Annotated in this window: 18 protein-coding genes; 12 read left to right on the forward strand and 6 right to left on the reverse strand. The window is 43.7% G+C overall.

Annotation, left to right across the window (positions count from 1 at the left end; genetic code table 11):
* The first annotated feature begins 4 nt into the window (after positions 1–4).
* Genes B3E00_RS05355 through B3E00_RS05365 form a run of 3 tightly spaced genes read left to right on the forward strand, consistent with a single transcriptional unit; the run spans position 5 to position 6,792 of the window.
* Entirely contained in the window at positions 5–2,242 is a 2,238-nt protein-coding gene (locus tag B3E00_RS05355) for a TlpA family protein disulfide reductase (RefSeq protein ID WP_293937467.1), read from the forward strand.
* On the forward strand, positions 2,229–5,423 hold the full coding sequence (locus B3E00_RS05360) for a SusC/RagA family TonB-linked outer membrane protein (RefSeq protein WP_293937470.1): 3,195 nt from the start codon (positions 2,229–2,231) through the stop codon (positions 5,421–5,423). The genes B3E00_RS05355 and B3E00_RS05360 overlap by 14 nt, the downstream gene beginning before the upstream one ends.
* Positions 5,424–5,433: 10 nt before the next feature.
* On the forward strand, positions 5,434–6,792 hold the full coding sequence (locus B3E00_RS05365; RefSeq protein WP_293937473.1) for a RagB/SusD family nutrient uptake outer membrane protein: 1,359 nt from the start codon (positions 5,434–5,436) through the stop codon (positions 6,790–6,792).
* 45 nt (positions 6,793–6,837) lie between these two features.
* On the opposite strand, the gene B3E00_RS05370 is transcribed toward B3E00_RS05365, so the two are convergent.
* From B3E00_RS05370 to B3E00_RS05380, 3 genes are all read right to left on the reverse strand, one after another.
* A complete protein-coding gene (locus B3E00_RS05370) occupies positions 6,838–7,179 on the reverse strand; it encodes a hypothetical protein (protein ID WP_293937476.1) in 342 nt (113 codons plus the stop codon).
* 180 nt (positions 7,180–7,359) lie between these two features.
* Complete coding sequence (locus tag B3E00_RS05375) at positions 7,360–7,902, reverse strand: MauE/DoxX family redox-associated membrane protein (protein ID WP_293937479.1); 543 nt, start codon at positions 7,900–7,902, stop codon at positions 7,360–7,362.
* A 277-nt stretch (positions 7,903–8,179) separates the two neighbouring features.
* Positions 8,180–9,334 (reverse strand): hypothetical protein, encoded by a 1,155-nt coding sequence (locus B3E00_RS05380; protein ID WP_293937482.1) that lies wholly within the window; start codon positions 9,332–9,334, stop codon positions 8,180–8,182.
* 366 nt (positions 9,335–9,700) lie between these two features.
* Here B3E00_RS05380 and B3E00_RS05385 point away from each other — a divergent pair, with 366 nt between their 5' ends.
* The 3 genes from B3E00_RS05385 to B3E00_RS05395 all read left to right on the forward strand — a co-directional run bounded on the left by B3E00_RS05385 (position 9,701) and on the right by B3E00_RS05395 (position 11,862).
* Positions 9,701–10,660: a LytTR family DNA-binding domain-containing protein gene (locus B3E00_RS05385; RefSeq protein ID WP_293937484.1), complete on the forward strand. Its 960-nt coding sequence runs from the start codon at positions 9,701–9,703 to the stop codon at positions 10,658–10,660.
* 92 nt (positions 10,661–10,752) lie between these two features.
* The gene (locus B3E00_RS05390) at positions 10,753–11,295 is read left to right on the forward strand and encodes a hypothetical protein (protein WP_293937487.1); all 543 of its coding nucleotides are present in this window, start codon (positions 10,753–10,755) and stop codon (positions 11,293–11,295) included.
* A gap of 39 nt (positions 11,296–11,334) precedes the next feature.
* Positions 11,335–11,862, forward strand: a complete 528-nt coding sequence (locus B3E00_RS05395) for a hypothetical protein (protein ID WP_293937490.1) — start codon at positions 11,335–11,337, stop codon at positions 11,860–11,862.
* A 106-nt stretch (positions 11,863–11,968) separates the two neighbouring features.
* Here the strand turns inward: B3E00_RS05395 and B3E00_RS05400 are convergent, their stop codons facing one another.
* From B3E00_RS05400 to B3E00_RS05410, 3 genes are read right to left on the reverse strand one after another with little or no spacing between them, the layout of a single operon-like run.
* Positions 11,969–12,895, reverse strand: coding sequence for a HipA domain-containing protein (locus B3E00_RS05400; RefSeq protein ID WP_293886796.1), 927 nt, complete (start codon positions 12,893–12,895; stop codon positions 11,969–11,971).
* The gene (locus B3E00_RS05405; RefSeq protein WP_293886794.1) at positions 12,888–13,223 is read right to left on the reverse strand and encodes a HipA N-terminal domain-containing protein; all 336 of its coding nucleotides are present in this window, start codon (positions 13,221–13,223) and stop codon (positions 12,888–12,890) included. The genes B3E00_RS05400 and B3E00_RS05405 overlap by 8 nt, the downstream gene beginning before the upstream one ends.
* Positions 13,223–13,426: a type II toxin-antitoxin system Y4mF family antitoxin gene (locus tag B3E00_RS05410; protein WP_293886792.1), complete on the reverse strand. Its 204-nt coding sequence runs from the start codon at positions 13,424–13,426 to the stop codon at positions 13,223–13,225. The genes B3E00_RS05405 and B3E00_RS05410 overlap by 1 nt, the downstream gene beginning before the upstream one ends.
* Positions 13,427–13,733: 307 nt before the next feature.
* Between B3E00_RS05410 and B3E00_RS05415 the strand changes: the two genes are divergently transcribed.
* The 6 genes from B3E00_RS05415 to B3E00_RS05440 all read left to right on the forward strand — a co-directional run bounded on the left by B3E00_RS05415 (position 13,734) and on the right by B3E00_RS05440 (position 23,733).
* Positions 13,734–14,597 carry an AraC family transcriptional regulator gene (locus B3E00_RS05415; protein WP_293937493.1) on the forward strand — a complete coding sequence of 288 codons (864 nt, stop codon included), beginning with the start codon at positions 13,734–13,736 and terminating at the stop codon, positions 14,595–14,597.
* Positions 14,598–14,960: 363 nt separating this feature from the next.
* The gene (locus B3E00_RS05420) at positions 14,961–18,119 is read left to right on the forward strand and encodes a SusC/RagA family TonB-linked outer membrane protein (RefSeq protein ID WP_293937496.1); all 3,159 of its coding nucleotides are present in this window, start codon (positions 14,961–14,963) and stop codon (positions 18,117–18,119) included.
* Between the two features lie 45 nt (positions 18,120–18,164).
* Entirely contained in the window at positions 18,165–19,640 is a 1,476-nt protein-coding gene (locus B3E00_RS05425) for a RagB/SusD family nutrient uptake outer membrane protein (RefSeq protein WP_293937499.1), read from the forward strand.
* Between the two features lie 19 nt (positions 19,641–19,659).
* Positions 19,660–20,802, forward strand: coding sequence for a DUF4859 domain-containing protein (locus B3E00_RS05430; RefSeq protein WP_293937501.1), 1,143 nt, complete (start codon positions 19,660–19,662; stop codon positions 20,800–20,802).
* Between the two features lie 80 nt (positions 20,803–20,882).
* Positions 20,883–21,851 (forward strand): hypothetical protein, encoded by a 969-nt coding sequence (locus B3E00_RS05435; RefSeq protein ID WP_209576230.1) that lies wholly within the window; start codon positions 20,883–20,885, stop codon positions 21,849–21,851.
* A 22-nt stretch (positions 21,852–21,873) separates the two neighbouring features.
* Entirely contained in the window at positions 21,874–23,733 is a 1,860-nt protein-coding gene (locus tag B3E00_RS05440) for a DUF4859 domain-containing protein (protein WP_293937503.1), read from the forward strand.
* Positions 23,734–23,832: the final 99 nt, after the last annotated feature.

Raw genomic sequence — 23,832 nt, forward strand, 5'->3', positions numbered from 1 at the left:
AATAATGAATATCCTGAAATTTTTAGCCTTTGTAATGGGCTGTATAATCTATATATTTAAAGTTCCTGTGAAGCACTGCTTAAGTGCAGCTATAGCGCGATTTACGCAACTGTTGCGTAAGAAAATTAGACTAAAAAAGCGCTGTAATAGTGAAATTCAAAATCAAATTAAAACAGCCGTTTCCTCGGGCAGCCTTCGGGTTTTGCTTGAGGATCGTTCGACACTGCTTCGTACCAACGTCGACTCTTCTTCGGGAACGCTTCGACTGTTGTTCGACAGCGCTTCGACTCCTACCCGAAGCGCAGTCGAAGCCCTGCCGAAGCCGAGTCGAAGAAATGCCAAGCCTGTCTCGAATATGTCCCGAATAAGTCTCGAAGCCGAGCCGAAGGCCAGCAGACTAGGGGGAGAGGTATCATTTTCTAGGGACTTTTGCCTGACCAACTTCGCCACAATTCCTGCCTTTCATGCGGTCGGCCTCGGGTTTTGCTTTACCGTTACTCGTATTTTATCCGAAGGAGACCCGAAGCCCACCCGAAGAGAATTCGAGCAATGCTGGGAGAAAGGGGGAAATTGGTTACCTATTGAGCAGGTATTGGTTGAAAAATTAGTAGTAGATCCTGTATCAACCGATAGAGTTGAACCTAACCGGTCTGTTTTAAGGTCTTTTAAGGCGATGTGTGCCTTCCTTATATTGCAACTTGATACTTTGCTTGGATTAATAGGTCCAGTTGTTCAGCGGGCTTTAAAATACTTTTTATCTGTTGCAGATTATAAGCGTGCCTATCGCAACATTTTGACATGCTTGTTTTTATGTTTAGTTTCTATGTTTAGTTTATCCGCTCAGACGCCCCGCAAGGACAGCGGGGCCGATGGGCTAACTGCTATTCGGGCGTTGAAAGTGGGTGATCCTGTCGGCGATGATTTTTACACTTACGTGCACAAATCCGTTGACTGGAGCTCCAAAGCCGTATCACAGACCAATCTTTCGTTGCATAAAAATAAGCTGATTATATTAGAATTCTGGGCTCCATGGTGTAGCCCTTGCTTAGGCTCCTTAAAAAAGCTTGATTCGCTTAAAAAAAACTGGGATCAAGATAAAGTTGTCATCATACCTGTCACTACCATTGGATTGAAAGATATATCGAAAACACTAAATTATTTTAAGTGGGATTATCAATCAATCTATGAAGATAGCTTCCTCACAACTCGATTTTCTCACCAAGCGTTACCGTTTATGGTATGGATCAAAGATGGCCGTGTCATAGCAACCCCAAAAGCGGGGTATGCCAATACAGCGAATATCAATGCAGTTTTAAACGATAGTAAGTTTGAAGTCTTCAATAAAACAGAGGTTAAGCTAATCGATACGAACACGACGCTTTTTACTAAGGATAATGGATTACCTGATCATGTTATTTACGATAGCCAAGACAGTAAATTGGTTGGATATATTGCAGGCTATACTGGAACAAATTTTAACGTGTTTAAGACCAGAGATTCGTTATCGCTGTATACCATTAATTCAACCATAGATCGTATTTATCGAGAAGCTTATAAAGACCAAATATATCCGTACCAAAGCAAAAAGAGCGCGATTAGATGGAATGTCGGAGCTGATTTTACTTCATATCTGGAAGAAAGTAAACCAAAGGAAACTTGGACGGGCGATCTATACAAAGATAAGCAGTTGGAAGATTGGAAGCGGCAGCATTATTTTAGCATTATGGTGCGCGTCCCGAGAGACAGCGGGATCAATGGGGCAAGAATAAAAATGCAAAAGTTACTGGCTGCTCAGATTGAAGGCAAATTTGGGCTCAAAGCAAACGTGCAATACGGTGAAATGAGACGCTACCCGATTCTAATCCCGCTGAATACCATCAAACAAGCGGAGATAAGATTATCCCGAACGCTACAGCGTCCGCCAAAGAAAGGTTACGAAAACTACGTTGTCCCTTTTGGTGACCAACCGCATTTTAAGTTATTCATTGAGAATGCGCTCAAAAATTTAAAGTCGTTGGAATTGACAGAATATAGGATCTGGGATCGGACAGGAATAGCATCTGATTTTCCGGCTAAATTTTCTTTTCCTATTGCGCTAGCACAAGAGCAAAAGTTTGGAAATATTCAAAATCTACTGAAGCAATATGGTTTACAGATCGTCATCGAGGAGAAACCAACCCCTTATTTGCACATAAGTCAGTCCGTTGATCATTCAAATTCCAAAGACCATGAAAATCTGTAGATGTTTGTTTGTGTTCATAGTTGGAATATGGACTTTAGGGCATGCTTATGGGCAGCAAATGGTGAGTGGCATCGTAAAAGATGAAGCGGGAAACGGACTCGGTCATGTAAGCTTGAGACTTGTTGGAACAGGGGGATTGATACGGGCTGATCAGCTCGGAAAATTCGAATTTGCTTTGGTTAGGCCTGATACTTTAATGGTGACCCGAACCGGAAAAATAACTCAGCGCATTTTTATCGACCCCGGTAAAAGTCGTTTTTTTGAAATAGTCTTAAAGGAAAGGGTTAACGTGCTTCAAGAAGTTGAAGTCTCTACAGGATATTATCGTATTCCAAAGGAGCGTGCAACGGGCTCTTTTGAGATGATCAACAGTGATTTGCTGAATCGCAATCCCGATCCGAATATTATTGAGCGGCTCGAAGGGATAAGTTCGGTATTACAGTTTGACCGGTCAATTAATTCAGGCGAATTCTCAACAGATCCTAAGCTGCGGCTGCGAGGGCTGAGCACGATCAATTCTCAGACTGAACCATTGATTATTTTGGATAACTTTCCGTATGAGGGTTCATTGAATTCGATTAATCCAAACGATGTCGAATCCATCACTTTACTGAAAGATGCCTCAGCGGCATCCATCTGGGGGGCGAGAGCAGGGAATGGCGTAATCGTCATTACCACCAAGAAGGGAAAGTTTGCGCAATCTAATAATCTTGTATTTGGCAGTACATGGCAGTTGTCGCAGCGTCCTGATCTTTTGTATTCCCTTGATTATCTTCCTTCGGCTTCCATGCTTGATGTAGAAGATAAGCTCTTTGAACTGGATAATTTTGATGCTTCGGATTATTCAGCGTTGCCAGAATATATCACTTTGTTAATGGATCGTAAAAACAGCGCCATTTCGGAAAAGGAGTTTGTTGAGAAAAGGAATTGGCTTGCACAGCACGATCTTAGAAAGGATGCGAGCAACTATCTCTATAGACCCGCGCTGTTGCAACAATATGATCTGGCGCTAAATGGCGGTGGATCTATCTATAGTTATTGGCTCTCTTCATCCTTTTCCAAGAATAATTCCAATGTAAAGGGCAACAACAATAAAAGAAATACCCTCAGCCTCCGCAACCAGATCAAACTGACAAAAGATTTAGATCTTTCCTTTGGACTTAATTATGCCTGGATGGAAACAAAGAATAACGGTTTGACATTGCAGGGACTAAAGGTCGGGAGCAGGGAGCTCCCGAATTATACTGCATTGGTCGATGAAAATGGGTTTCCTATTTCCGTTACAGGACGATATGCCAAAGATTACGTCGATCAGGCCGTAGTCAATGGTCTCCTGGACTGGAACTATGTGCCGCTAAACGAGGCCAAACTTAGAGACAGAAGATCGAATACAAAAGATCTTTTGATCAACTTGGGGGTGGGTTATACAATCTTGGATGGCTTGAAGCTTTCTATGAAATATCAAAATCAACGGCTCCGTACAGATCAAACCAATATGTATGATGCTGACTCGTATTATGTCCGGAATCTTGTCAATCAGTACACGCAACCCGATCTTAAACGTATTATTCCTGAGGGGGCCATCAAAGAAGGGTTTAATAACGAAATATCATCCCAGTCTGGAAGAATACAGGTGGATTTTAATCGGCAATATGGCGAGAAGAATGCGGTCAATGCCATTGCAGGTGCAGAGCTTCGCGAGACAAAAAGCTTCTCCAACCCCGGATATAGACTGTATGGCTACAACGATGCGGTATTGACAGCGCAATCAAATCTGGATTATGCCACATTTTATCCACTGAGGCCGCTGGGTTCAGCGACGGTACCATCTCCTCCAACAGGGATGGTGTCACTGACAGATCGATTTTTATCGTATTTTTTCAATGGTGCCTATACTTATGACGCCAAGCTGTCGCTCACCGCTAGCCTGCGTTGGGACGCCTCAAACCTTTTCGGTGTAAAGACGAATCAGAAAGGAGTACCGCTTTGGTCTGTAGGTAGTGCAATTAATCTGGATCGTTTCGACTGGATGAAATCAGACTGGATAAATAGCCTAAAGTTCAGAACAACGTATGGGGTAAGCGGCAATGTCAATAACACCGTTAGTGTTTATCCAATTACGTCGTTTTTCAGTGATGTCAATTTTGTTACCCAAAAAAGCTATGCACAACTAAAAAGTGTCGGAAATCCGGGATTGCGTTGGGAGAAAGTGCGGATGGTCAATATCGGACTAGATTTTGGATTGTTTAATAATTTGCTTTCCGGTTCTGTAGAGTACTATCAGAAAAATGCAAGTGATCTGATAGGGGTTAACTTTATGGATCCAACAACTGGTATTTTTGAAAAAACTGGTTTCTATCAGATTACTAACTTGATGAACTATGCGAAGCTTCGTACACAGGGTGTGGATCTGACGGTGAATGCCAACCTGGGTAAAAATCGTCTAAAATGGAATGGCTCGCTCTCATTCAGCTATACAGCAAACAAGGTACTTGATTATATGGCAAACTCCAATGTGACCATGTCCACAATGGTTTCGACGCCGATTCCTATTGTTGGTAAGAGTCTGGACCTGAATTATGCATGGCAATCGGGTGGGCTCGATCCTGCGACGGGCGAACTTTTAGCCCCGGATGGGACGAAAGACTATGTGGCATATATGAATAATGCAAAAATAGATGACCTCGCAGATATGGGCATGAAATTTCCGCCCTATGCAGGGGTGTTTAGGAATACGTTTTCTTATGGAAACTTTTCCTTGAGCGCGAGTGTGGATTATAAATTTGGTTTTTATTTTAGGCGTAGCACGATCAATTATAGTCAGTTGTTCACCAGTGGAGTAGGACATATGGATTATTTAAAAAGGTGGCAGGTGCCGGGTGATGAAAAGACCACGTCTGTACCGGTATTTCCTGGAGATAAAAATATCAGCCGCGATGAGCTCTATGTGAATTCAGCATTGATGTATGAAAAGGGGGATTTCTTGAGATTGGCCGATTTACAGTTTTCTTACCGCACATTTCCGGGCTTTTTAAAAAATAAAGAATGTCGGCTGTTTGCAACAGTCAGGAATGTCGCATGGATCTATCGGGCTAATACTCTGGGGCTAATTCCCGACATGCCAAATGTTACTTATCCTAATCCGAGGACATGGATTATGGGTTTTCAGATTAACCTTTAATACGATGAATATGAAAAGAAATATGATAATGGCTGTGCTGCTTTTTTTAACGGGCTGTAATCCTGATTTTCTGGAACTGAAGAGGGACAAGTCTCAAGTTATCCCACAATCTTTGGAAGATTTGGATGCATTATTGAATGATTATTCGACCATCAATGTCGGGGCAGGTAAGTCTTTGGGTACGATCGCGGCAGGTGAGTTTTATGTGGAGGATAACACCTGGAATTTGGCGAGCTCGCAGCTGCAAAAGTTTGCTTACAATTGGTCTGAAGAAATAGTGAATACGCAAGAGAATGTGCCCGATTGGAACAACCTTTATAAGCGTGTCCTCTACGCCAACGTGATACTTGAAAGATTAGATCAGATGCAATCTCCTGTTCAAAATGCAGACCACAACCGTATAAAGGGGAGTGCATTGTTCATTCGCTCGGATGCTTTTTTTAGTATTGCCCAACAGTTTGCTGCACCTGCAGGTATGCCAGAATGGGATAGATTTGGGATACCGCTCAAATTAGAGAGCGATATCAACTTAATGACAACACGTTCTACTGTAACACAGACCTATAATCAGATCATCAGCGATCTGCTGTTGACGATAGGGATGTTGCCTGACAGAAGTGTAGATATGTATTCGCCCAGCAAAGTGGCAGCATACCTGTTATTGATACGGTGCTATATGCAACTGGGTGACTATAAACAGGCATTCGATTGTGCCGCCAAGGCCAGAGCTATTGGTGGGGTTGTACTCGACTATAATACGATATCGGGTACAAAAGCATATCCCTTTCCTACCTATGGCAATGGAAATCAAGAATTAATCTATATTGACGGATCAAATAGCTCAAATTTTTCCAGTAAAACAAAACTGTTAATACCCATTGAGTTTTATAACAGTTATGATGATAATGACCTGCGAAAAAAACTGTTTTTTGAAAAGGATGCTAAAGGTAATATTCTTTACAAAGGTTCCTATCTAGGAAATGTAAACCATTTTGCCGGATATGCTTGGGATGAACTGTTGCTCAATGAAGCTGAATGTGCAATTCGATTGGGGCAATCTGATCAAGGAATTGATGTACTCAACCAGTTGCTATCTAAGCGGTTTGTTTCTGGAAAATTTCAGCCGATAGCAAGTACATCTCAAAAGCAGGCATTACAAGTGGTTTTATTGGAACGACAGAAAGAATTGTTGTTAAGAGGAATAAGATGGTCTGATTTAAGGCGCTTGAATAGAGAGGAAGATCATGCCATGCGACTAAAGCGGAGGGTAAACGATAAGGAATATGAATTACTGCCGAATAGTACCCGATATATTTTTCCCATCCCTAAAGATGTGATGCTAAAAAGCAATATTGAACAAAACCCTTAAGTTATCAGCCAGCCCTAGTTAGGGCTGGCTGATAGGTATAAATTATTAGTTTGGATTGTCTCTGTACGTGTAGTCATTGATGCTTACACCAGATAAAGCCAAGGCTTGAGCGACGGTTTTGTTTGAAAGATCGTGATTGTTCGGATTGTTGAATTGTACGTTACAGCGTGTATTTTTTTCTTCGGAATCACATTCACCGCCCGATGTGGGATCAGGTGTTGCACTTCCCAATTGGTCGTCGTTCGGATTAGATGCCATACTTGTAATTTGATACCAAGGCGTACTGAACATCGATTTTGCATAACTAAAACCTCCATAACCTAATAAAAGTGTCATGGCAAATACGGCCAAACCGTGTTTTTTAATAAAATTACCTGATTTTCTCATGTCTTTAATTTTTAAGTTTTTTTACTTTAATTTTTTAAATTTCTTTTTTATCCCTTCACTGCGTCGGTTTTCTGTACGTAGCCATCGACAGCAGCGCTGGAACACCACAAGTGTCTTTTGGCAGACGCGCCCTTCACCTGGATCAGCCTCGAATCCAAGTTCAGCTGTTAATCGGGTACACTATTCTTTTTTTAACCTAGGACTGGTTTTCAATTTCATGACATCTTGAGCTTCTGAATTTATCGCTATACGTAGGGGATGATGCCCCCCACTATGGCTATTATTGCTATTTTTTGAACCATAATTTCTAAACACGGATAACTCCAGGTACAAGCCGATTAGGCTGATCAGTAAAAATCCGATATTGAGCCACAGATGCGCCATCCAGCCCACGTGATGGAATACAAGGCCGCATCCGCAGGGGATTTTGCCCCATACGTTTAAGACCGCTAGGCTTACATAGCCCACAAAAACGACCATCAGCAATGCGGAGAGTCCAAATGCCCATACTCTCATCTTGGGTACGATAAACAGTAGGCCCACCGTAAGCTCCATCGTAGGTAAGGTATTGGCCAGTAAAATTCCCAGACGGTCGCTAAACGGCTGTTGTATCATCGCAGACTTGAACAGTTCATAGTCGATAAACTTGTCCAGACTGATCGGAATCCAAAGTGCCATCAGTGTAATGACGATGATCTGATAAGTAATCTTTTTCGCTTTCATGCTGCATACTGTGTAAGTCTGAAAGCAAAGAAAAGACAATAAGCGGCAATCTTATATAGAAGGATTTCGCCAAGCAAACCGCCTTTAAAGCAGCTGGGGCAATGGTGACTGATGTAATTGGGGATATGGTGGTGTTACTGCTAGTATAACCGAGAGCAGCGGGAGTAGCGCATGCAAAGGATGCAGCGTGCTGTTTTTGGGGACAATAGGCTATGCGGGATGTGCCGGCACGGGAGGGGGATAAAGTGGAATCCCCCAAGTTTTTTTGAAAAGGCCATTATTTTCTTCGCTCCACTTCTTCGATGTCTTTTTTTATGAAATGCAGCATTTCTTTCAGCTTGTCTTCGATGATATAGAGGCTGAGTATATGTTCGAATTTGTTGAATTTGGCCAGCTGATTGGCCGTGATACGGTTGCCGCGATCGGTAACGATATGCTGCGCTACGCCAATGGCTGCATCACTTTTATGCTTATTTTTAAACAGGCCCACTTTACTGCAATAGTGGAATAGGCAGGTAAGACCCTCGCCCGTCAGCGTCGTATGGATCCCTTTGGAAGATGCGGGAATCCCGGGGCGGTAATTATTTTCTACCGATTCCAGTTTCGACAGTTTCTCAAGATAATCCAGTTCGGCCCAAATGTATTCATTCATCGTTGTTTTGAGATGGGGTTGCTCAATGTCGTAATAAAGCATCGGCAGGGGATGATAATGGGTAATTTCTTTTTCCATAAGCAGCAGTATAGACAGCTTTTCCGAGCGGGAGAGCACATCGATCTGCGCTTCGAGCTGTTCATGCCAGCGGTTGCATAAGCCGAGATAGTTAAAGTTGTAGCGGATCAGTAACTCAATAAAACGTTTGGCGTAATGCTTGACACGTTTATCATGCGCAAGGCTTTCTAGTGCCGAAAGGAAAGTTTCCAGCCATTCGACATGGTAGTACAGGAGCTTGGGCGGCTTATGCTCGTCAAACAGGCTATTTAGACCATATTGGATTTCTAAAAGATATTTTTCGTCAAGCTGCTTGGCCTGTAAGTGCACCGATAATTGAGCAAGTTTTGTGAGGCTGTTCGATTTGAGCAGCTGTTGGTCGTATACGGGCAGCTCTTCCGACGGATTCATATGCTCTTTAAAGCGCTGAATGCTCTGGCTAATACTCTCGTGCAGTTTTTTAATGGTATCATCCGGCTGCTGGGCCTTGTACAGGTAAAGCTTGTCAAATAGCAGCCTGAATTTGGTGTAATAGCGGCGAAAAGATTCTTTGGCCATGCGCGATTTCGCGTGACTGATATAGAGCTGTTCCGAATCGCGTATCAGCGCATCGCAGGCGATGACGATCGCTTCGTCACTTGGTATATAATTCCCATTTGGGCTATCCTGCAGTATGCCATAAGCAAGAATGGCATCTTCCAGTTGGTTCAACGATCGGATCATAACTTATTTTTTTAAGGTACATCGTCATTCGGTCTGCACCAAATGGCATTGCTGTAATTGTTCATCCAATAATGAATTATGCTATTATAAAATTAACAAGGTCTTTCCTCGAAGGCAAGGTAAAATGTTGGCATCGGAATGAATGGTATAGCACAAATGTCTAAATCTTGCTTTAAAACTCTCTATAGAGAGTTTTCTAAGATGTTATAAAAATGAAATTATAGGATGAACGGTAGTCTGCACTGCGCGCTTACAGTGAAATAAGGCAGTATTTCTTCAGTTGTGACAAAATACTGTAAGGCTGTTTTGTTTTTTTATTTGATAAATTAGTTATTTTAGGTTGCCTTAATCAATTCTACAATTTTTATGCAGACTAAAAAGCTTATCGAAACCTTTCATTCCGAGATCCATGTCCACTACTTACCGATTAGGCTCCAGCTACTTTTGGCGATTCTATTGGGTAATTTTTTCTGTTCGCCCGGCGCGTTTCTTGTTTTCGATGCACGGTATTCGGCACCGAAATTTTATCTATACTGGCTTCTTTCAGCATCGATCGCGATGGCGGTGCTTAGCGGTATGCATATTTTTAACAGGTACATGGATAGGAAACGCTCTTGGCTGACGGATTTTAAACCTAGGCTAATCAGGCAGGTTCTATACGGATTAGTATTGCCTTCGTTGCTCACCGTAATTTTCGCCGTGCTGGTATTTTTACCATTTAACGAAGAAGGTTGGCGAGTCATTATGCGCTACCTGTCCAACGAATTTGGGTTCCTGTTTTTGTTTATTTTCATCTTGAATCTGCTCTTTATGGTGATGTATGTGATGCGGTTTGCCCGATTTGTGAAAGATCAATACTTAGAGGCCGAAATTGAGAAAACAGTCCTCCGGGAAATCATTGTCACCTACGAAGAGCTGCAGCTGAAAGCGGAGGCCGAACGGGTAGACGATATTTCGGATGCGGTTAGTCTCGATTCCTGTCTGAAAGTAAAGTATGGTTACGAAGATAATTACGTGCCGCTGCATGGGATTGCGCTTATCAAAAGTTCGGCAGATGACAAAAGGCTGCTTACCTTAACCGGAAGCCGCGAGTATACCCACAACTATAGTCTCGACAACCTGATGAAGGTACTTGATCACGATCAATACTATCTGATGTACAGGCGTTATATCGTCAATCGGAGTATTATAAAAGGATACAAGCCTTTAGCCAATGGGGTGCTGGCTATCGCGTTGAAAGATAGCTTCGGCAAGCATGAGGAGGTAATGGTTAGCCGGTATGATGCTGCTGATTTTAAGCGCTGGTTTGAGATGTCGGCTGAATGAAGAAGGTTTGTAATGGACGTATCTATTGTTGAAGAAATGTCTATTTAATCATCAGTTGGGCAAATACTGCCCAAAATTTAATATTTTAGCGTATGAAGTATTTAATAATTGTATTGTTATCCTGTTTCTGTGGCTATTCAGTGCACGCACAAATTCAAACGCAGGGGAGTAGCACCGGTCAAGATGCAAAGACCTATATATTGGTCGCCAATAAGCTCAATACCGATTTTAATTACAAATTACTGGACAATTTTGAGCGGTCTTTTTCGGATCTGGTTGCGGAAAATAATAGTCGGGAATTAATATTTAATCCGATCGGTGGCAAGTACCACTATTATAAATTTATCGCCACCTATAAAGCTCGGGGTATCTCACCGAATAGTGATCCTGCCAAACCGGAGCAAACTTTTCATAATATCTTAATTCTCAAAACTGACGATCAGCAGAAGATTGTAGATGGCTACCATTTTGTGTTGGAATGGGGTGAAAAACCACTATCCTATCCCTTATTTAAGATAAATTCTGCGGGTGTACCGCTGCAGGAAGGCTTGTCTTTAAAGCAACTAAATCTAAAAAGAGTGACGGACAATTCGGATTTTGATAGCGATGGTAAGATCAAACTGTCGAGCCGGTAACGTTTAAAAAAGAAGTTAAGAATATCTTAGAACAATCGTATGGAATTGGATAGCCTTTACATAAGTATTAAAATAGAAAAATCGAGATTGAACGAGTTTTTTTCTTTTAAACCGATTTCCCCGAACAAAGACGATAATTGGTCGCAGTGGTGGGAGAGCCGGCAGATGTACAGCAAAACAACGTTGGAAATTATTCCAAGTTATTCACAGGCGCGCATTCGTGAAGTCTTCGATAATCTGCTTAAGGATAGATTTTACGGTGCGAAGGAGTATTATGATGAGGAAAAGCAACACTGGACATTTGCCGTCTTGAACTTCAGTGAAAACTATCTTGAAATATTGCCGATGCTGGCTCTCTTAAAACAACTCGAGGGTTATGTTTTGGAGGGTTATGCCCTGATTTTTGACTGGATGTGGGGTAGTGATACGGTAATGGCCTATGTTGACTTTACTGCGGGAAGTGCCTTGCTCGAAACGGTTACTGAATCTTATGCGGTCGAACTCAAACGATTTGAAGAAGCTAATCAAGGCTTACAATTGCTGGCTGAAGAGTTGGGGGCCGGGTAGCAGATAGCAGTGGCTTCCTTAGTCAAGGTTTGTGAAACACCGAAAGTAGAAGCCACAATAAAGAGGATGGTAAATAGGAGTTTATTCATGATCACTAAATTCTTTTCTATAGTTCGATCTGTTTTAATTTAGTGTGGACAATTTGAACATATTTTTCTTTGAAATCATCTGTTAGAAAACTGTGATCAATTATTTCTTTAACTTTATCAACATTTCTCCTGAAGTCTTTATATATATTGTCTCTGACCAGTTCAGAAATTCCCAAACTTTGCGCAAGCTGGTTAAAATCTGACCGTTTTATTTTTCGTTTACGACCACCCAATGTGAGAGCCATATCCTCCTTATCCTTTGGATAGATTAAGTTGACATTAATGAGATCATATGCTGGTGATAATAAAACGCCATGATTGGTATGCATTAATGAAAAATTCTTGAGATGCATGTCGTTATTTCCTGTTAAAAAGCTAAATAGTACGAGTCTAAAATATTTGATTGCATCTAATCCTATGTTGGAAGCAAACTGCTTGATGATTTTTCCTACGCGTTCATAGGAGCTATTGTACTTTTGCTCGGTCAGTAACTGGGATAACTGACATAAATCTTCAACATGGATTTTTTTGTCCTTCTTACGGTCAAATCGTTTTGTAATGTATGCTAGTTCTCCAGTGGAAGTTCGTATTAATGCGTGTTTTGCTGTTTCTATCTTAAATAGCGCTGCGAGGTGCATGGTTAGATCTTCTACTTCCGGCATGAGTAGATATTCTTTCGATTGAGGTTTCAGGATATAATCACCCCAAAGGCCAACTAATGTAAGTCGCTTATTCCCTTTTTCTCCTTTTAGACTGATTGATATTTTTGGCTGTACGCCAGTTAATGCCAATCTCTCGGTTACAGTAACTTCAGCTAATTTTTTCAATTTTTCTTGGTCCAACTCCAAATAGGGAACTTGTGTCGTTCCAAAAAATGTTCGTGAACATGCCGTATGATAGTCTCCTGTTTCAACTGGTTTATAGCAAAACAAACAATTAGCCATCGTTTTCCGCCTCCATCGGATAAACAGAAACTGCTCCTATAGTGTCTCTACAGAGGTTGATTAATAGTGCAAAACGATCTCTAGGATTGAGCTTCCAATGTTTTTCGCCGATTTCCAATAACCATCCTTCGGGAATTAATCCATCAAAAAACGGAAATAGTATATTGCTATGATAAACGTTCTCGGAAATCGGTAAAGTTAGACTGATAGGTTGTGGATCCATTTTTTTTAGATAGTTCTCGTCATAACTAAATGAATAACCATGATCAGTCTCAATGAGATATCCAGCTAAATCATCGTGAAAATATATTTTTGCTTCGCGCGCCATCACTCTCTAATTTGATCAATTACACCAACCTCTTTACCGAATAACGCCAATATGTCGTTTACTTTGTCTAAACGTAACGTTTTTTTTCCTTGCTCAAGATCACGCACAAACCGTAAGCCAACTCCAGCATTATCAGCTAAGTCTTCCTGTGTTAGCTTCAATTCTTTCCGTTTCTTTTTTACAAATAGTCGTAGTGAATCCATAATTATACCCTTTCTGATATAAATATAGTAAATATTGTTAAATTATACTACATCGGGTATAAATTATTTGTTTTATATCTTTTTTATACCCGTTCGGGGTGAAAATTTTAAAATCTATAGTGCGATTTTGGTTTTATAAAACTCATACTAACGTAAAAAAGATGATAGCTGTTTGGATATAATTTATATATATGCAAATTGTAACCAATTATCACCGTATTTTAACATCTTTGGTTTGAGTATTGCAACACCAAATTGGCTTATGTATATTTAATGTCATATTGACAATTAACTAATCTAACTTGTTATGAAGCCAGTTCAATTTAAAGTTCCTGCCCCTCAGGACAAATCTATCTATATTCAAGAAGATGTGCTGGATAAGTTTTATCCATACATGCATCGTCATGAAGAATATCAATTAATCTGGATTAAAGAAGGTATCGGCCAGCTACTTGTGGACGACAACGTGCATGAATTTCAGCCGGGAGACATTTTTCTATTGGGAACAAACCAGGCCCATGTTTTTAAAAGTTTCTTTGCAGGCGACCATGTGCGCTCGATCTCTTTATTCTTTAGCACCAAAGGTGCACTGTCTACCATGGCGACGATGCCCGAACTCCGAAACCTGCTCGATTTTGTGCATAAATGCCAGCGCGGATTTAGGGTTCCACCCAAACTTCATGCAGAGGTATCTCATTACATCGAAATCCTGCAAAAGTCTGACTTTTTGGATCAGCTCGTAAATTTCTTCTATTTATTAAAAACGCTCAGCAAAGTATTCACCGAACTGGAACCGCTTTCGGGTGTACAATTGCCCAAAAAAGAGATCTCCAAACCGTTCCGGATAGAGAAATTATGTCAATTTTTGGAAGAACATTTTAAAGAGGATATCAGTCTGGATGAAATCGCCGAAAAAGCAAATCTGACGCCACACGCCTTTTGCCGCTATTTTAAAAATTGCACGGGAAAAACATTCATCGCCTACCTGAATGAACTGCGTATCCGCGAAGCCTGTAAATTGCTGGGGCTGGGTAGGCACGATTCGATCTCGCTGATTGCCTACGATTCGGGCTTTAATAGCATCACCAACTTTAACCGTGTTTTTCGCAGTATCTTGGGCATATCGCCCAAGATATACGTGCGCAACTACCGAAATTACCTCTACGATTAGCCGAATTTATAGCCACGGCCTTATTGACGTGCCGTTTTGCTAATCGCAACCCTATCCGTCTAACTAACGAAGGTATCTATCCATCGCTTAGCTAGACGGATTCGCTGTTTTTATCCTCTCATTGGCCCCACTGTACCGCACCGGAAACCCACCATTTCTTTTGTTAAAATGTTAGAATGAGTGGGTAAGATCTGACCGAAATCCGCTGCTTCGAAGTACTATTTTTGTTACAGAAAGAAGAACTAATCAATTTTTAACATGCTGCTCATATCCTTTTTGCGAAAAGGATCGCGTTTGTCCCAGGGATCTAATGTGTCATTGCCAGTATGCTAAACTGAACATCTGCTTAACGAAATTATGACTATGTATGAAAATCTTCCAAAAAAATGCCTGACGGGTATTTTTATGTTGCTGCTGTTGCTATGTCAACAGCTGTATGCGCAACAACAGAGAACGGTCACGGGGATCGTTAAAGACGAAAAAGGCACCCCTCTGCCTGATCTCAGTGTTTTAGAGAAAGGCGTCAGCAATGCGACCAAAACGAGTGCTGATGGAAAATTTACCTTAAAACTCAAATCGGCAAATCCAACCTTGATTTTTAGTTCCCTCGGCTATGTGCGGCAAGAAAAACAGCTGCGTGATGGCGACAACACCATCCAGATTACCATGAAAGAAGATGGGACGGGGCTCGATGAGGTAGTTGTAATGGGCTATCAGGATGTGCAGCGGCGCAAAACGACGGGTGCCATCACTACCGTGAAGGGTAAGGATTTTGAAAATACGCCTTACGCCACCTTCGACGCCATGTTGCAGGGACGTGTGGCGGGTCTGACAGTATTGAGTACATCGGGCGAACCGGGTACCAATAACATCGTCAATATCCGCGGAACGAGCAACCTCGGCTTGGCCGATAATCAGCTGCAGGCTCCCTTGTATGTCATCGACAATATTATTTACGATGTGAGCGATATACAGGCGGCTTACGGAAATGCAAGCCCGTTGCAGGCTATCAATCCCAACGATATCGAATCGGTCGATATCTTAAAAGATGCCTCGGCATCGGCCATTTATGGTGCCCGTGCCGCAAATGGGGTCATTATCATCAAAACCAAACGTCCGGCAGTGGGTAAACCCGAAATCAGGATCTCGGCATACAACGGGGTTTCGAGCCGTCCGGCCATGAAGCCCATCACCGTGGGCGCAGCCGAGCGTAGGCTGAAGATGAATCTGCTTTATCAGGGTGGATCGTACGACTGGTTCAACAATGGCTTGATCAGTCCGATGTTGACGGATAGTTTAAACCCTGCATTTAACAATAACACGGATTGGCAGGGGCTTTTTCTGCAGTCGGCCAACATCAACAATGTCAATATGAGTATCGGTGCCACCATGGAAAAGTTTTTATACCGTTTCTCGGCACAGCGCTACTATGAGCAGGGTGTAATGATGGGCTATGAAAATGAAAACCTGACGCCGCGCCTCATGTTGCAGGCCAATCCGACAGACAATTTTCAGTTTGAGACCAACTTGTTCGCCGGTTTTACAAAAGCAAAACATGGGTCGGGGGACGATTCGAAATATCCTTTTAGTACCTGGGGCTTTCCTTCGTCTTTCTATCAGATAACCGACGTGGACGAACAGATCTATACGGGACGCTACGATGGCATGATGGACCGCGATAACGCGATCAGCCTGAATGGTAACTTTGCCGGAACGCTTAAAAAGTTTCTGATCAATGGCCTGACCCTACGTTCGCAGTTTTCGTTCAATGTCAACAACAATACGCGCGACCTCTTTCGTCCCGTATTGCTTACAGGTTATCGAAACTTTGCTCAGAATTGGGTGAACCAAAATAAGCGTTGGGAATGGGAAACCTATTTTAACTACATCAAGAGCATTCGCGATACGCATAATTTTAGCGCCGTGTTGGGTACCGGTATTGAACGCAATACTTCCAACAACAATTATATGTACGGATATAACGACAATGGAAGTTATGTAAAAACGGTAACAGGTATTCCTTCCGGACCGGATCTTTATGCCACCACTACCATCAATGAGCGCTCGCGTGTATCGGTATTCGGTCGTTTTGGGTACGATTACAAAGACAAGTACCTGCTTTCTGCCAGTTACCGGATGGATGCTTCGTCGCGTTACAGCAAGGACAACCGCTGGGGTATTTTCCCGTCCATCTCCGCTGGCTGGGTGCTTTCGCAAGAGCCCTTTTTCCAGGGGGTAAAAAATGCAATATCCTTTTTCAAAATACGGGGTAGCTATGGTGTTACCGGACGTGATCCGGGCTCATATTACGCGCGTTATACCGGGCTGACTTTTGATGCCTCATACGCTGGCTCGGTATTGGAAAATGGTATTGGTGGTTCGGTACTTTCTTATAATGGCAAGCCTACTGTAGCGCCTAATTATGGCGCGGCAGCAACCTCGCCGACGATCCGATGGGAGCGCTCGCCGCAGTTTAATGCCGGTTTTGATATGAACCTCCTGCACGATCGCGTTACCGTGACTGCCGATTTTTATGTGCGCGACTCCAAACAGCTGGTTTACGATCTGAACATGCCATTGACCTCAGGATACAGCACGGTTTCCAACAATTTTATCAGTGTGAGAAACAGTGGGGTAGAAATGACGCTTATCTCACGCAATATGGCTCCGTCGTCGGAATTCCAGTGGACCACCAATTTCAATATTGCTTACAATAAAAACTATGTCACCAGCCTCCCTGGCGGTGGACAGGAAATACAGGTGGGACCGGTATGGATGCAACGTGCACTGAACGTGGGTCAGCCTATTTTCCCATTTAAAGTATGGGATGTGGATGGGGTATATGCGACCACTGCAGATGTACCTGTAGATCCTTTGACAGGAAAAAGACTCACGCATTTTAGGGGGAATTTATATCAGGCCGGCGATCCGCGCCGCCGGGATGTGAATGGCGATTACACCATCGATTACAACGACAAAATTGATATGGGAAATCCAAATCCTGACCTCGTGGGCGGATTTATCAACCAGTTTTCTTACAAGAATTTTAGCTTATCCACACTGGTGAGCTTTGTGTTTGGACGCTCATTATGGAACGGTTATATGTCGGACAAATTGCAAGATGCGGGTTCATCTAACCTGTATTCGACCTGGGGTACCAATTCGGCCATTGCTGGCGATTTTAACCCCAGCGACTTCTGGATGAAAGATGGGGATCAGACCAAATACCCATCGCTGTTTCACAATACGGTCGACAATTGGCACATCGCCAACAGCACATTTGTGGAAAATGCCAGTTTTGTACGCCTCAAAAATATTCAGCTGAGCTATATGTTCCCACAGGCCTTCATAAAGAAGCTTAAATTGAAAATGCTCCGCGTGTACGGGGTGGTGGATAATGTGGCTGTTAAGTCTTGGTCGACGGTGCCAGACCCTGAAGCGGTGGAAGCCAACGGTTATTCAACGGGTAACGGATATCCGATCCCTAAGAAATGGACTATAGGCCTGGATGTTACCTTTTAATCGTGTCAGTTCCATCGCATAGCGGTGGCTTAAAATTAATTAGAGATGAAAAGAAAAATATTGTTTTTAGTGCTGAGTGCTTTCATGTATCTCGCTTCGGGCTGCTCCAAGTTTCTGGACATTGAGCCTGTGAGTTCGGCAACAGATGAGAACTTCTGGAAAACGCAGGAAGATGCCAATAGTGCAACCAATGCCATGTATGCGCTGCTGCGGAAGGCCCTAAACCAGGGCAATGGTATGGCCTATTATGTATATGGCGATCTGCTGTCGGACGAAATATCTTCTTCGACCGATGTCGATATTAATCCGCTTGTAAACATGCAGCTCAATATATCCGTACCGGCGTTGGAAACTTGGCGGCCCGTGTATCAGCTGCGGCGCTATGATATCTTTTATCAGGTCATAGACCAGGCCAACCGCGTGATCCAAAGGCTGCCCAAGATGGACGAAAATGTTTTTAACGACGTGTCGGTACGCGATTATTACATCGGCGAAGCTTATTTTGTGCGCGCATTTGCTTATTTCTATATGGCGCGGGTATGGGGTACGGTGCCCATCATAACCGAATCTGTAGCGCCGATCGATGCGGTCAATCTGCCTGCCCGAAAAGAGAGCGATGTGCTGGATCAGAGTCAGGCAGATTTAACCAAGGCACTAACGTTATTGAAATGGAGCAATATCGACCAAAATGATTTTGCAACGCGTGCAAATACGGGTGCAGCACTTGCCCTACAGGCGCACCTGAGTGCCTGGAGAGGCGAATATGCCGACTGTATCACGGCGGCTAAATCGGTACTGGAAAGCGGCGAATATTCGTTTGTGGGACGGGACAGCCTCAACTACCGCGGTATCTATCAGGGAAAATCCAATGAAGGTATCTTCGAGATCGCCCAGAATGGTGAAAACGAAGGGACCAACAGGGGGATAGGGTACTATTCGCTGGCGGGACCTTATTTTCGGAATTTTACGGATCCGATATTAAGAATCAGTCAGGATTACCTTAAAACGCTCTTCAAAGACAGTAACGACAAGCGCTTTAAAAGTGTATTCGATGTGGCTTACAGCGGTAACTATGCATTGTGTACAAAATATGCAAATGTAAAGTACTCGGGTAATACCTCAAATTACAATGCCATATTTAAAAATAACATCATCATCTTTCGGTATTCAGACATCAAGCTGCTGATGGCAGAGGGACTGGCTGCAACAGGCAAAAACAGTGCTGCCGAAAGTATCTTGAATGAGATCCGGACGCAAGCAGGACTGCAGGTCTATAAAAACGAAGAACCGCTTAAAGAGGCCATCTTTAGTGAACGAGCGCGCGAACTGTTTTTGGAAGGCCATCGCTATTACGATCTGGTGCGGTTGTACAAGAATTTTAACATCTATAAATTTCCGGAGAGTAAAATGAACCAGGCGCAGTTTAATGCGAAGAAATACTTTTGGCCTTTTGACCCTTCGTTATTGTCGGCCAATCCTGCACTCATTCAGACACCATACTGGAGCACTGTCAATATGTAAACCACTAAACTTGAAAAAAATGAAAACCTTATATCGATTAGCGTTGCTGCTGGCTTTTGGACTGACAGTGATCGGTTGCAAGAAAGCGGCTTATCTGACAGACGACGGTCTCCATAAAGCCGAAGTCAATCTGTCTACTTACGACTACCTGGCCGCTCATCCCGCTGGGATGTTCGATACCTTGTTGCTGGTGATCGACCATTTTAAACTGAAGGATGAAATTAACAAGGCCAAAACGTTTTGGGCGCCCTCGGATTATTCGGTCAATCGCTATTTTAAGCAAAAGGCAGACTCGGTAAAGTTTGTGGATGAAAATGCGCAGTATTCTTTTGACCAGTTTCTAAGCGAGATTCCAATAGATTCCGTCAGGGCATACATCTACAACGAGGCGCCTTACGATCTGGCAACGGCCAGCACCGCGTATACGGCAATCAAGAATGCATCCAATATAAGTGGATTTGTCTACCATAGGCAGAAGCAACCCAAACCCCTTTGGTCTTCGGGGCCCGTCTATAATTTATACTACGTCAAAATACGGGGTGAAGCGGATCAGATCAGTCCCGACGGTATCGTTACCGTAAAAGAAGATGACATGGCCGATATGCGGGTATACTGTCAGACAACAGGCATAAAAACAGCCTCGGGCACCACGCTGAATATATTGGCCAACACCCATACGTTTGTCGGTGATTTTACGCCACGTATCCTTACAGGACCTAAAATTGTGGAAGCGGGTTCTACGCTCACCTTTAATTACGACTTGAGCATCAAATATGATGCAGCGGGCTACACAGGTACCACAGTGAATGTGCTGCTTCCGCGCTTAGCGCGCTTTTATGGCGTGGAAAGCGGAGCAATACCTGCACTGGTAGGTAAAGATATCACCTACTACGCCGTGCAGCCCGATGGTACGCTAAATGCAAACAGTACGGCCAACGCACCGGGGCACTGGTTTGACGCCAGTGGCAAAACCTGCTCGTGGGGTACAGATGCGCGCATTGTATCGGAACTGGCAACCGCAACAATGACCTTTAATATTTTGCAGTATCCGGGACAAACAACAGTGGGAAGCACCTATACGGTCCGCCAATCGCTGGTGTACAAGTCCAAAACTAAAGGCGATTTGAATGCTGTTTTTGTATTCAACATTAAGATCAAATAAATTATGAACCCAGCTAGGTTGATTCCGCATTGCTTCGGAATCAACCGGGTGGTTCTGTCACAAATGAAAAAATAAAACAGATGAAAAAACGAAGTTTTATCATAGGCATAGCGGGATTATCGGTGTTGGTATTGAATTCCTGCAAGAGTGACCAAGTCGGTTATTTAAATGAAAATTTGCGTTATAATGTGGAAAACCTGCAGGTCAACCAGGGGGCTGTGGTATACACGGATGCCATTGTGGCCAATGGAAGCACCACGCCGCTGACCGTGAATCTGCTGGCGGTACGAAACAAGGAGACGGGTGAGGTGACCACAGAGTTTACTAAAGAGCATGAGATATCCACCTACCTTGCCGAGGTTACCTGGCGGGATACCACCCTCGATCAATTAAATGCGAAAATTGGGAAGGCTAAATATCCACCGATGATGCTCAACGCGACGGGAGGCCGGGTAGGATTTACACAGGCAACCCAATTTGTGACCCCGGGGCAGTACACCATCGATGTGGAGGTGAGCAATGTTGCCGGACAGAAAAAATTTAAGAGTATCCTCGATTTTAATATCATCGGTGCTAAAAAGGAGGATATTTTATTTAAGTCGTGCACAAGTTCGGACTACGGTGCCGAGGCCAATTTTTTACCCTATACAGACTATGAGATCAGCGTAGAGCACCAGCCAGAAGGAGAAAACAAAATCATCTACGTATGGGAAGATAAAAACGGCAAGCCATTCAACCCCAAAAAAGGGGAGGTCATCAAGCGTGGCGACCGGCCTACATTTAAAAATTGGTCGCCTTACTATCCGGAGGAAGTTACTGAGACGGGCCTGGTGTATCGCTACCCGAATGTTTCGGGCTTGGTATACCCCATCATGAATGGTACCTATGTGGGCACGCAATTTTGGTCGGGCGATCCCATTTCTTATTACCGTATTGTGGGTACGGCGAACAGCTTGGGGCGTAACCTCAATCCCGTATCGACCATCAAATACTACAGAAGCGGTACCTATACCGTGCGCTTCCGTTTTTTGACCATCACACACAGTTGATCTCTACCTATAAATAGTTCAAATGATGAAAAGTATAAAATTGAATAGACTGCTGCTGACACTGGTATCAGCATTGGTGTTAGTGTCGCTGGGATGCAGCAAAAAAGAGGTAGAACCTCCTGTCGAAGAGGAGACGACCACCCCGCCCACGCCCGTAGGGACAGATTCGTTGCTGATCTATAAGCCCAAAGAATTTGCGGGGATGGACTATAACGATAAGGGCAGTAAATGGTCCTACTCGCGCAGCCGCCAGTCGGAGCATTTTATCGTCTTTTGGGAACCGAGTTATGGAAAGAATGATCCCAATGCCAGCGCTGTACCGGAAGAATATCGGGTGGATATTGATGATCTTTTGGCCAAAGCTGAGCAATTCTACGCATTAAATGTCAATACCCTGAAGTTTGCAGAACGCAAGGTCAACCGATCCAATCTGGATAAGTACAAGATGATGATTTTTGTACATTACACGACCGAATGGATGGCCTATGGTGGCGGTTACGACGATCTGATCGGGGCCTTGTGGATCAATCCGGCCACCTGTAAGCCGGTGGGTTCCGTCATTGCGCACGAGATCGGGCACAGTTTTCAGTACCAGGTATTTGCTGATCTGAAAGGCGGCCATGGCTTTCGTTACGGCTATGGCGGAACGAGCGGGAATGGGTTTTGGGAGCAGACCGCGCAATGGCAGGCCTATCAGACCTATCCGGATCAAGCGTTCTCAGGCCACGATTTTACCGTCTATACAGAAAATTACTTTCGCCATATTCACCACGAGAAATATCGCTATGCCAGCTATTTTATTCATTGGTATTGGACCAGCAAACATGGCATCGATATGATCGGCCGTATCTGGCGCGAGGCGTTAAAACCCGAAGATCCCGTGCAGGCTTACATGCGTATCACGGGTATCGATGTGAAGCAGTTCAACAATGAGATCTACGATGCGGCCACCCGCTTTGTGACCTGGGATCTGAACAGCATCCGGGATTATGGAAAAAATTATATCGGTAAGCTGACAACCAAATTTACGCGGCAGTCCAATGGAAGTCTTCGTGTCACTTACGATCGCTGTCCGGGTACGACGGGGTATAATGTGATTCCGCTGGACGTACCTGCCGTGGGAACAAAGGTTTCGGTAGCTTTTAAAGGCCTGCCAAACGCTGCTGGGTTCAACGCGGTGGATGCCAGCCGTGCAGGGTGGCGCTACGGCTATGTGGCCTTGCTGAAAGATGGTACGCGGGTATACGGTGATCGGATGGAGGGTACAGAGAATACAGCAACCTTTACTGTTCCGGCCAATTGCAGCAACCTCTGGTTTGTGGTCACGGGCGCTCCATCGGTTTACCAGCCGCATGCCTGGGATGATAACGACAGCAACGATGAGCAATGGCCTTACGAAATCAACATTCAGGGTACAAACGCTACCGGATACAATGCGGTGAGCAGTCAGCCCAAAGATATCGCACTCAGTTATGATGTCAGCTTTGCTGCCGATGCGAAGAACTATTCGGGTACACAAGTAAGTGTCAATGCCGCCCAGCTAGGGGAGGCCTTTGGCATAGCTTCGGCAGACCTGGCGGGTTTGATGAGCAGCGGCAAAATTAAATTCTATGCGGTAGAGCCAAATGGAAGCTTAAATCCCAACATGACGGCTACGGGCTACGGACATTGGTTTACGCCTGCTGGCGCTGTCACCACATGGGGGGCCACGGCGGGTTTGTTTTCGGAATTTAATGCCAGTACACTAACGTTCTCGATCGGACAATATCCGGCGGTGCTGGCGGCAGGAAAGAAATATACCGTTAAGCAGGCCATGGTATATACCTACGAGGGTACGAAAACCGTGCAGGCCACCTTCACATTTAATGTGAATATCAATTAAGAGTATGTTAAAACCACGAGATCAGGTGGTGGTTCATATGTTTATGTTTAGTTTAAGCCACGTCGGGAGATGTGGCTTTTTTCACAGCCCATCAATTCA

The sequence above is a fragment of the Sphingobacterium sp. UBA5996 genome (assembly GCF_002429765.1).
Classification (GTDB): domain Bacteria; phylum Bacteroidota; class Bacteroidia; order Sphingobacteriales; family Sphingobacteriaceae; genus Sphingobacterium.

What these genes read in the sequence shown, in the direction of transcription:
- B3E00_RS05355 (WP_293937467.1), top strand. Translation starts at nt 5, where the DNA reads ATGAATATCCTGAAATTTTTAGCCTTTGTAATGGGCTGTATAATCTAT.
- B3E00_RS05360 (WP_293937470.1), top strand. Translation starts at nt 2,229, where the DNA reads ATGAAAATCTGTAGATGTTTGTTTGTGTTCATAGTTGGAATATGGACT.
- B3E00_RS05365 (WP_293937473.1), top strand. Translation starts at nt 5,434, where the DNA reads ATGAAAAGAAATATGATAATGGCTGTGCTGCTTTTTTTAACGGGCTGT.
- B3E00_RS05370 (WP_293937476.1), bottom strand. Translation starts at nt 7,179, where the DNA reads ATGAGAAAATCAGGTAATTTTATTAAAAAACACGGTTTGGCCGTATTT.
- B3E00_RS05375 (WP_293937479.1), bottom strand. Translation starts at nt 7,902, where the DNA reads ATGAAAGCGAAAAAGATTACTTATCAGATCATCGTCATTACACTGATG.
- B3E00_RS05380 (WP_293937482.1), bottom strand. Translation starts at nt 9,334, where the DNA reads ATGATCCGATCGTTGAACCAACTGGAAGATGCCATTCTTGCTTATGGC.
- B3E00_RS05385 (WP_293937484.1), top strand. Translation starts at nt 9,701, where the DNA reads ATGCAGACTAAAAAGCTTATCGAAACCTTTCATTCCGAGATCCATGTC.
- B3E00_RS05390 (WP_293937487.1), top strand. Translation starts at nt 10,753, where the DNA reads ATGAAGTATTTAATAATTGTATTGTTATCCTGTTTCTGTGGCTATTCA.
- B3E00_RS05395 (WP_293937490.1), top strand. Translation starts at nt 11,335, where the DNA reads ATGGAATTGGATAGCCTTTACATAAGTATTAAAATAGAAAAATCGAGA.
- B3E00_RS05400 (WP_293886796.1), bottom strand. Translation starts at nt 12,895, where the DNA reads ATGGCTAATTGTTTGTTTTGCTATAAACCAGTTGAAACAGGAGACTAT.
- B3E00_RS05405 (WP_293886794.1), bottom strand. Translation starts at nt 13,223, where the DNA reads ATGGCGCGCGAAGCAAAAATATATTTTCACGATGATTTAGCTGGATAT.
- B3E00_RS05410 (WP_293886792.1), bottom strand. Translation starts at nt 13,426, where the DNA reads ATGGATTCACTACGACTATTTGTAAAAAAGAAACGGAAAGAATTGAAG.
- B3E00_RS05415 (WP_293937493.1), top strand. Translation starts at nt 13,734, where the DNA reads ATGAAGCCAGTTCAATTTAAAGTTCCTGCCCCTCAGGACAAATCTATC.
- B3E00_RS05420 (WP_293937496.1), top strand. Translation starts at nt 14,961, where the DNA reads ATGTATGAAAATCTTCCAAAAAAATGCCTGACGGGTATTTTTATGTTG.
- B3E00_RS05425 (WP_293937499.1), top strand. Translation starts at nt 18,165, where the DNA reads ATGAAAAGAAAAATATTGTTTTTAGTGCTGAGTGCTTTCATGTATCTC.
- B3E00_RS05430 (WP_293937501.1), top strand. Translation starts at nt 19,660, where the DNA reads ATGAAAACCTTATATCGATTAGCGTTGCTGCTGGCTTTTGGACTGACA.
- B3E00_RS05435 (WP_209576230.1), top strand. Translation starts at nt 20,883, where the DNA reads ATGAAAAAACGAAGTTTTATCATAGGCATAGCGGGATTATCGGTGTTG.
- B3E00_RS05440 (WP_293937503.1), top strand. Translation starts at nt 21,874, where the DNA reads ATGATGAAAAGTATAAAATTGAATAGACTGCTGCTGACACTGGTATCA.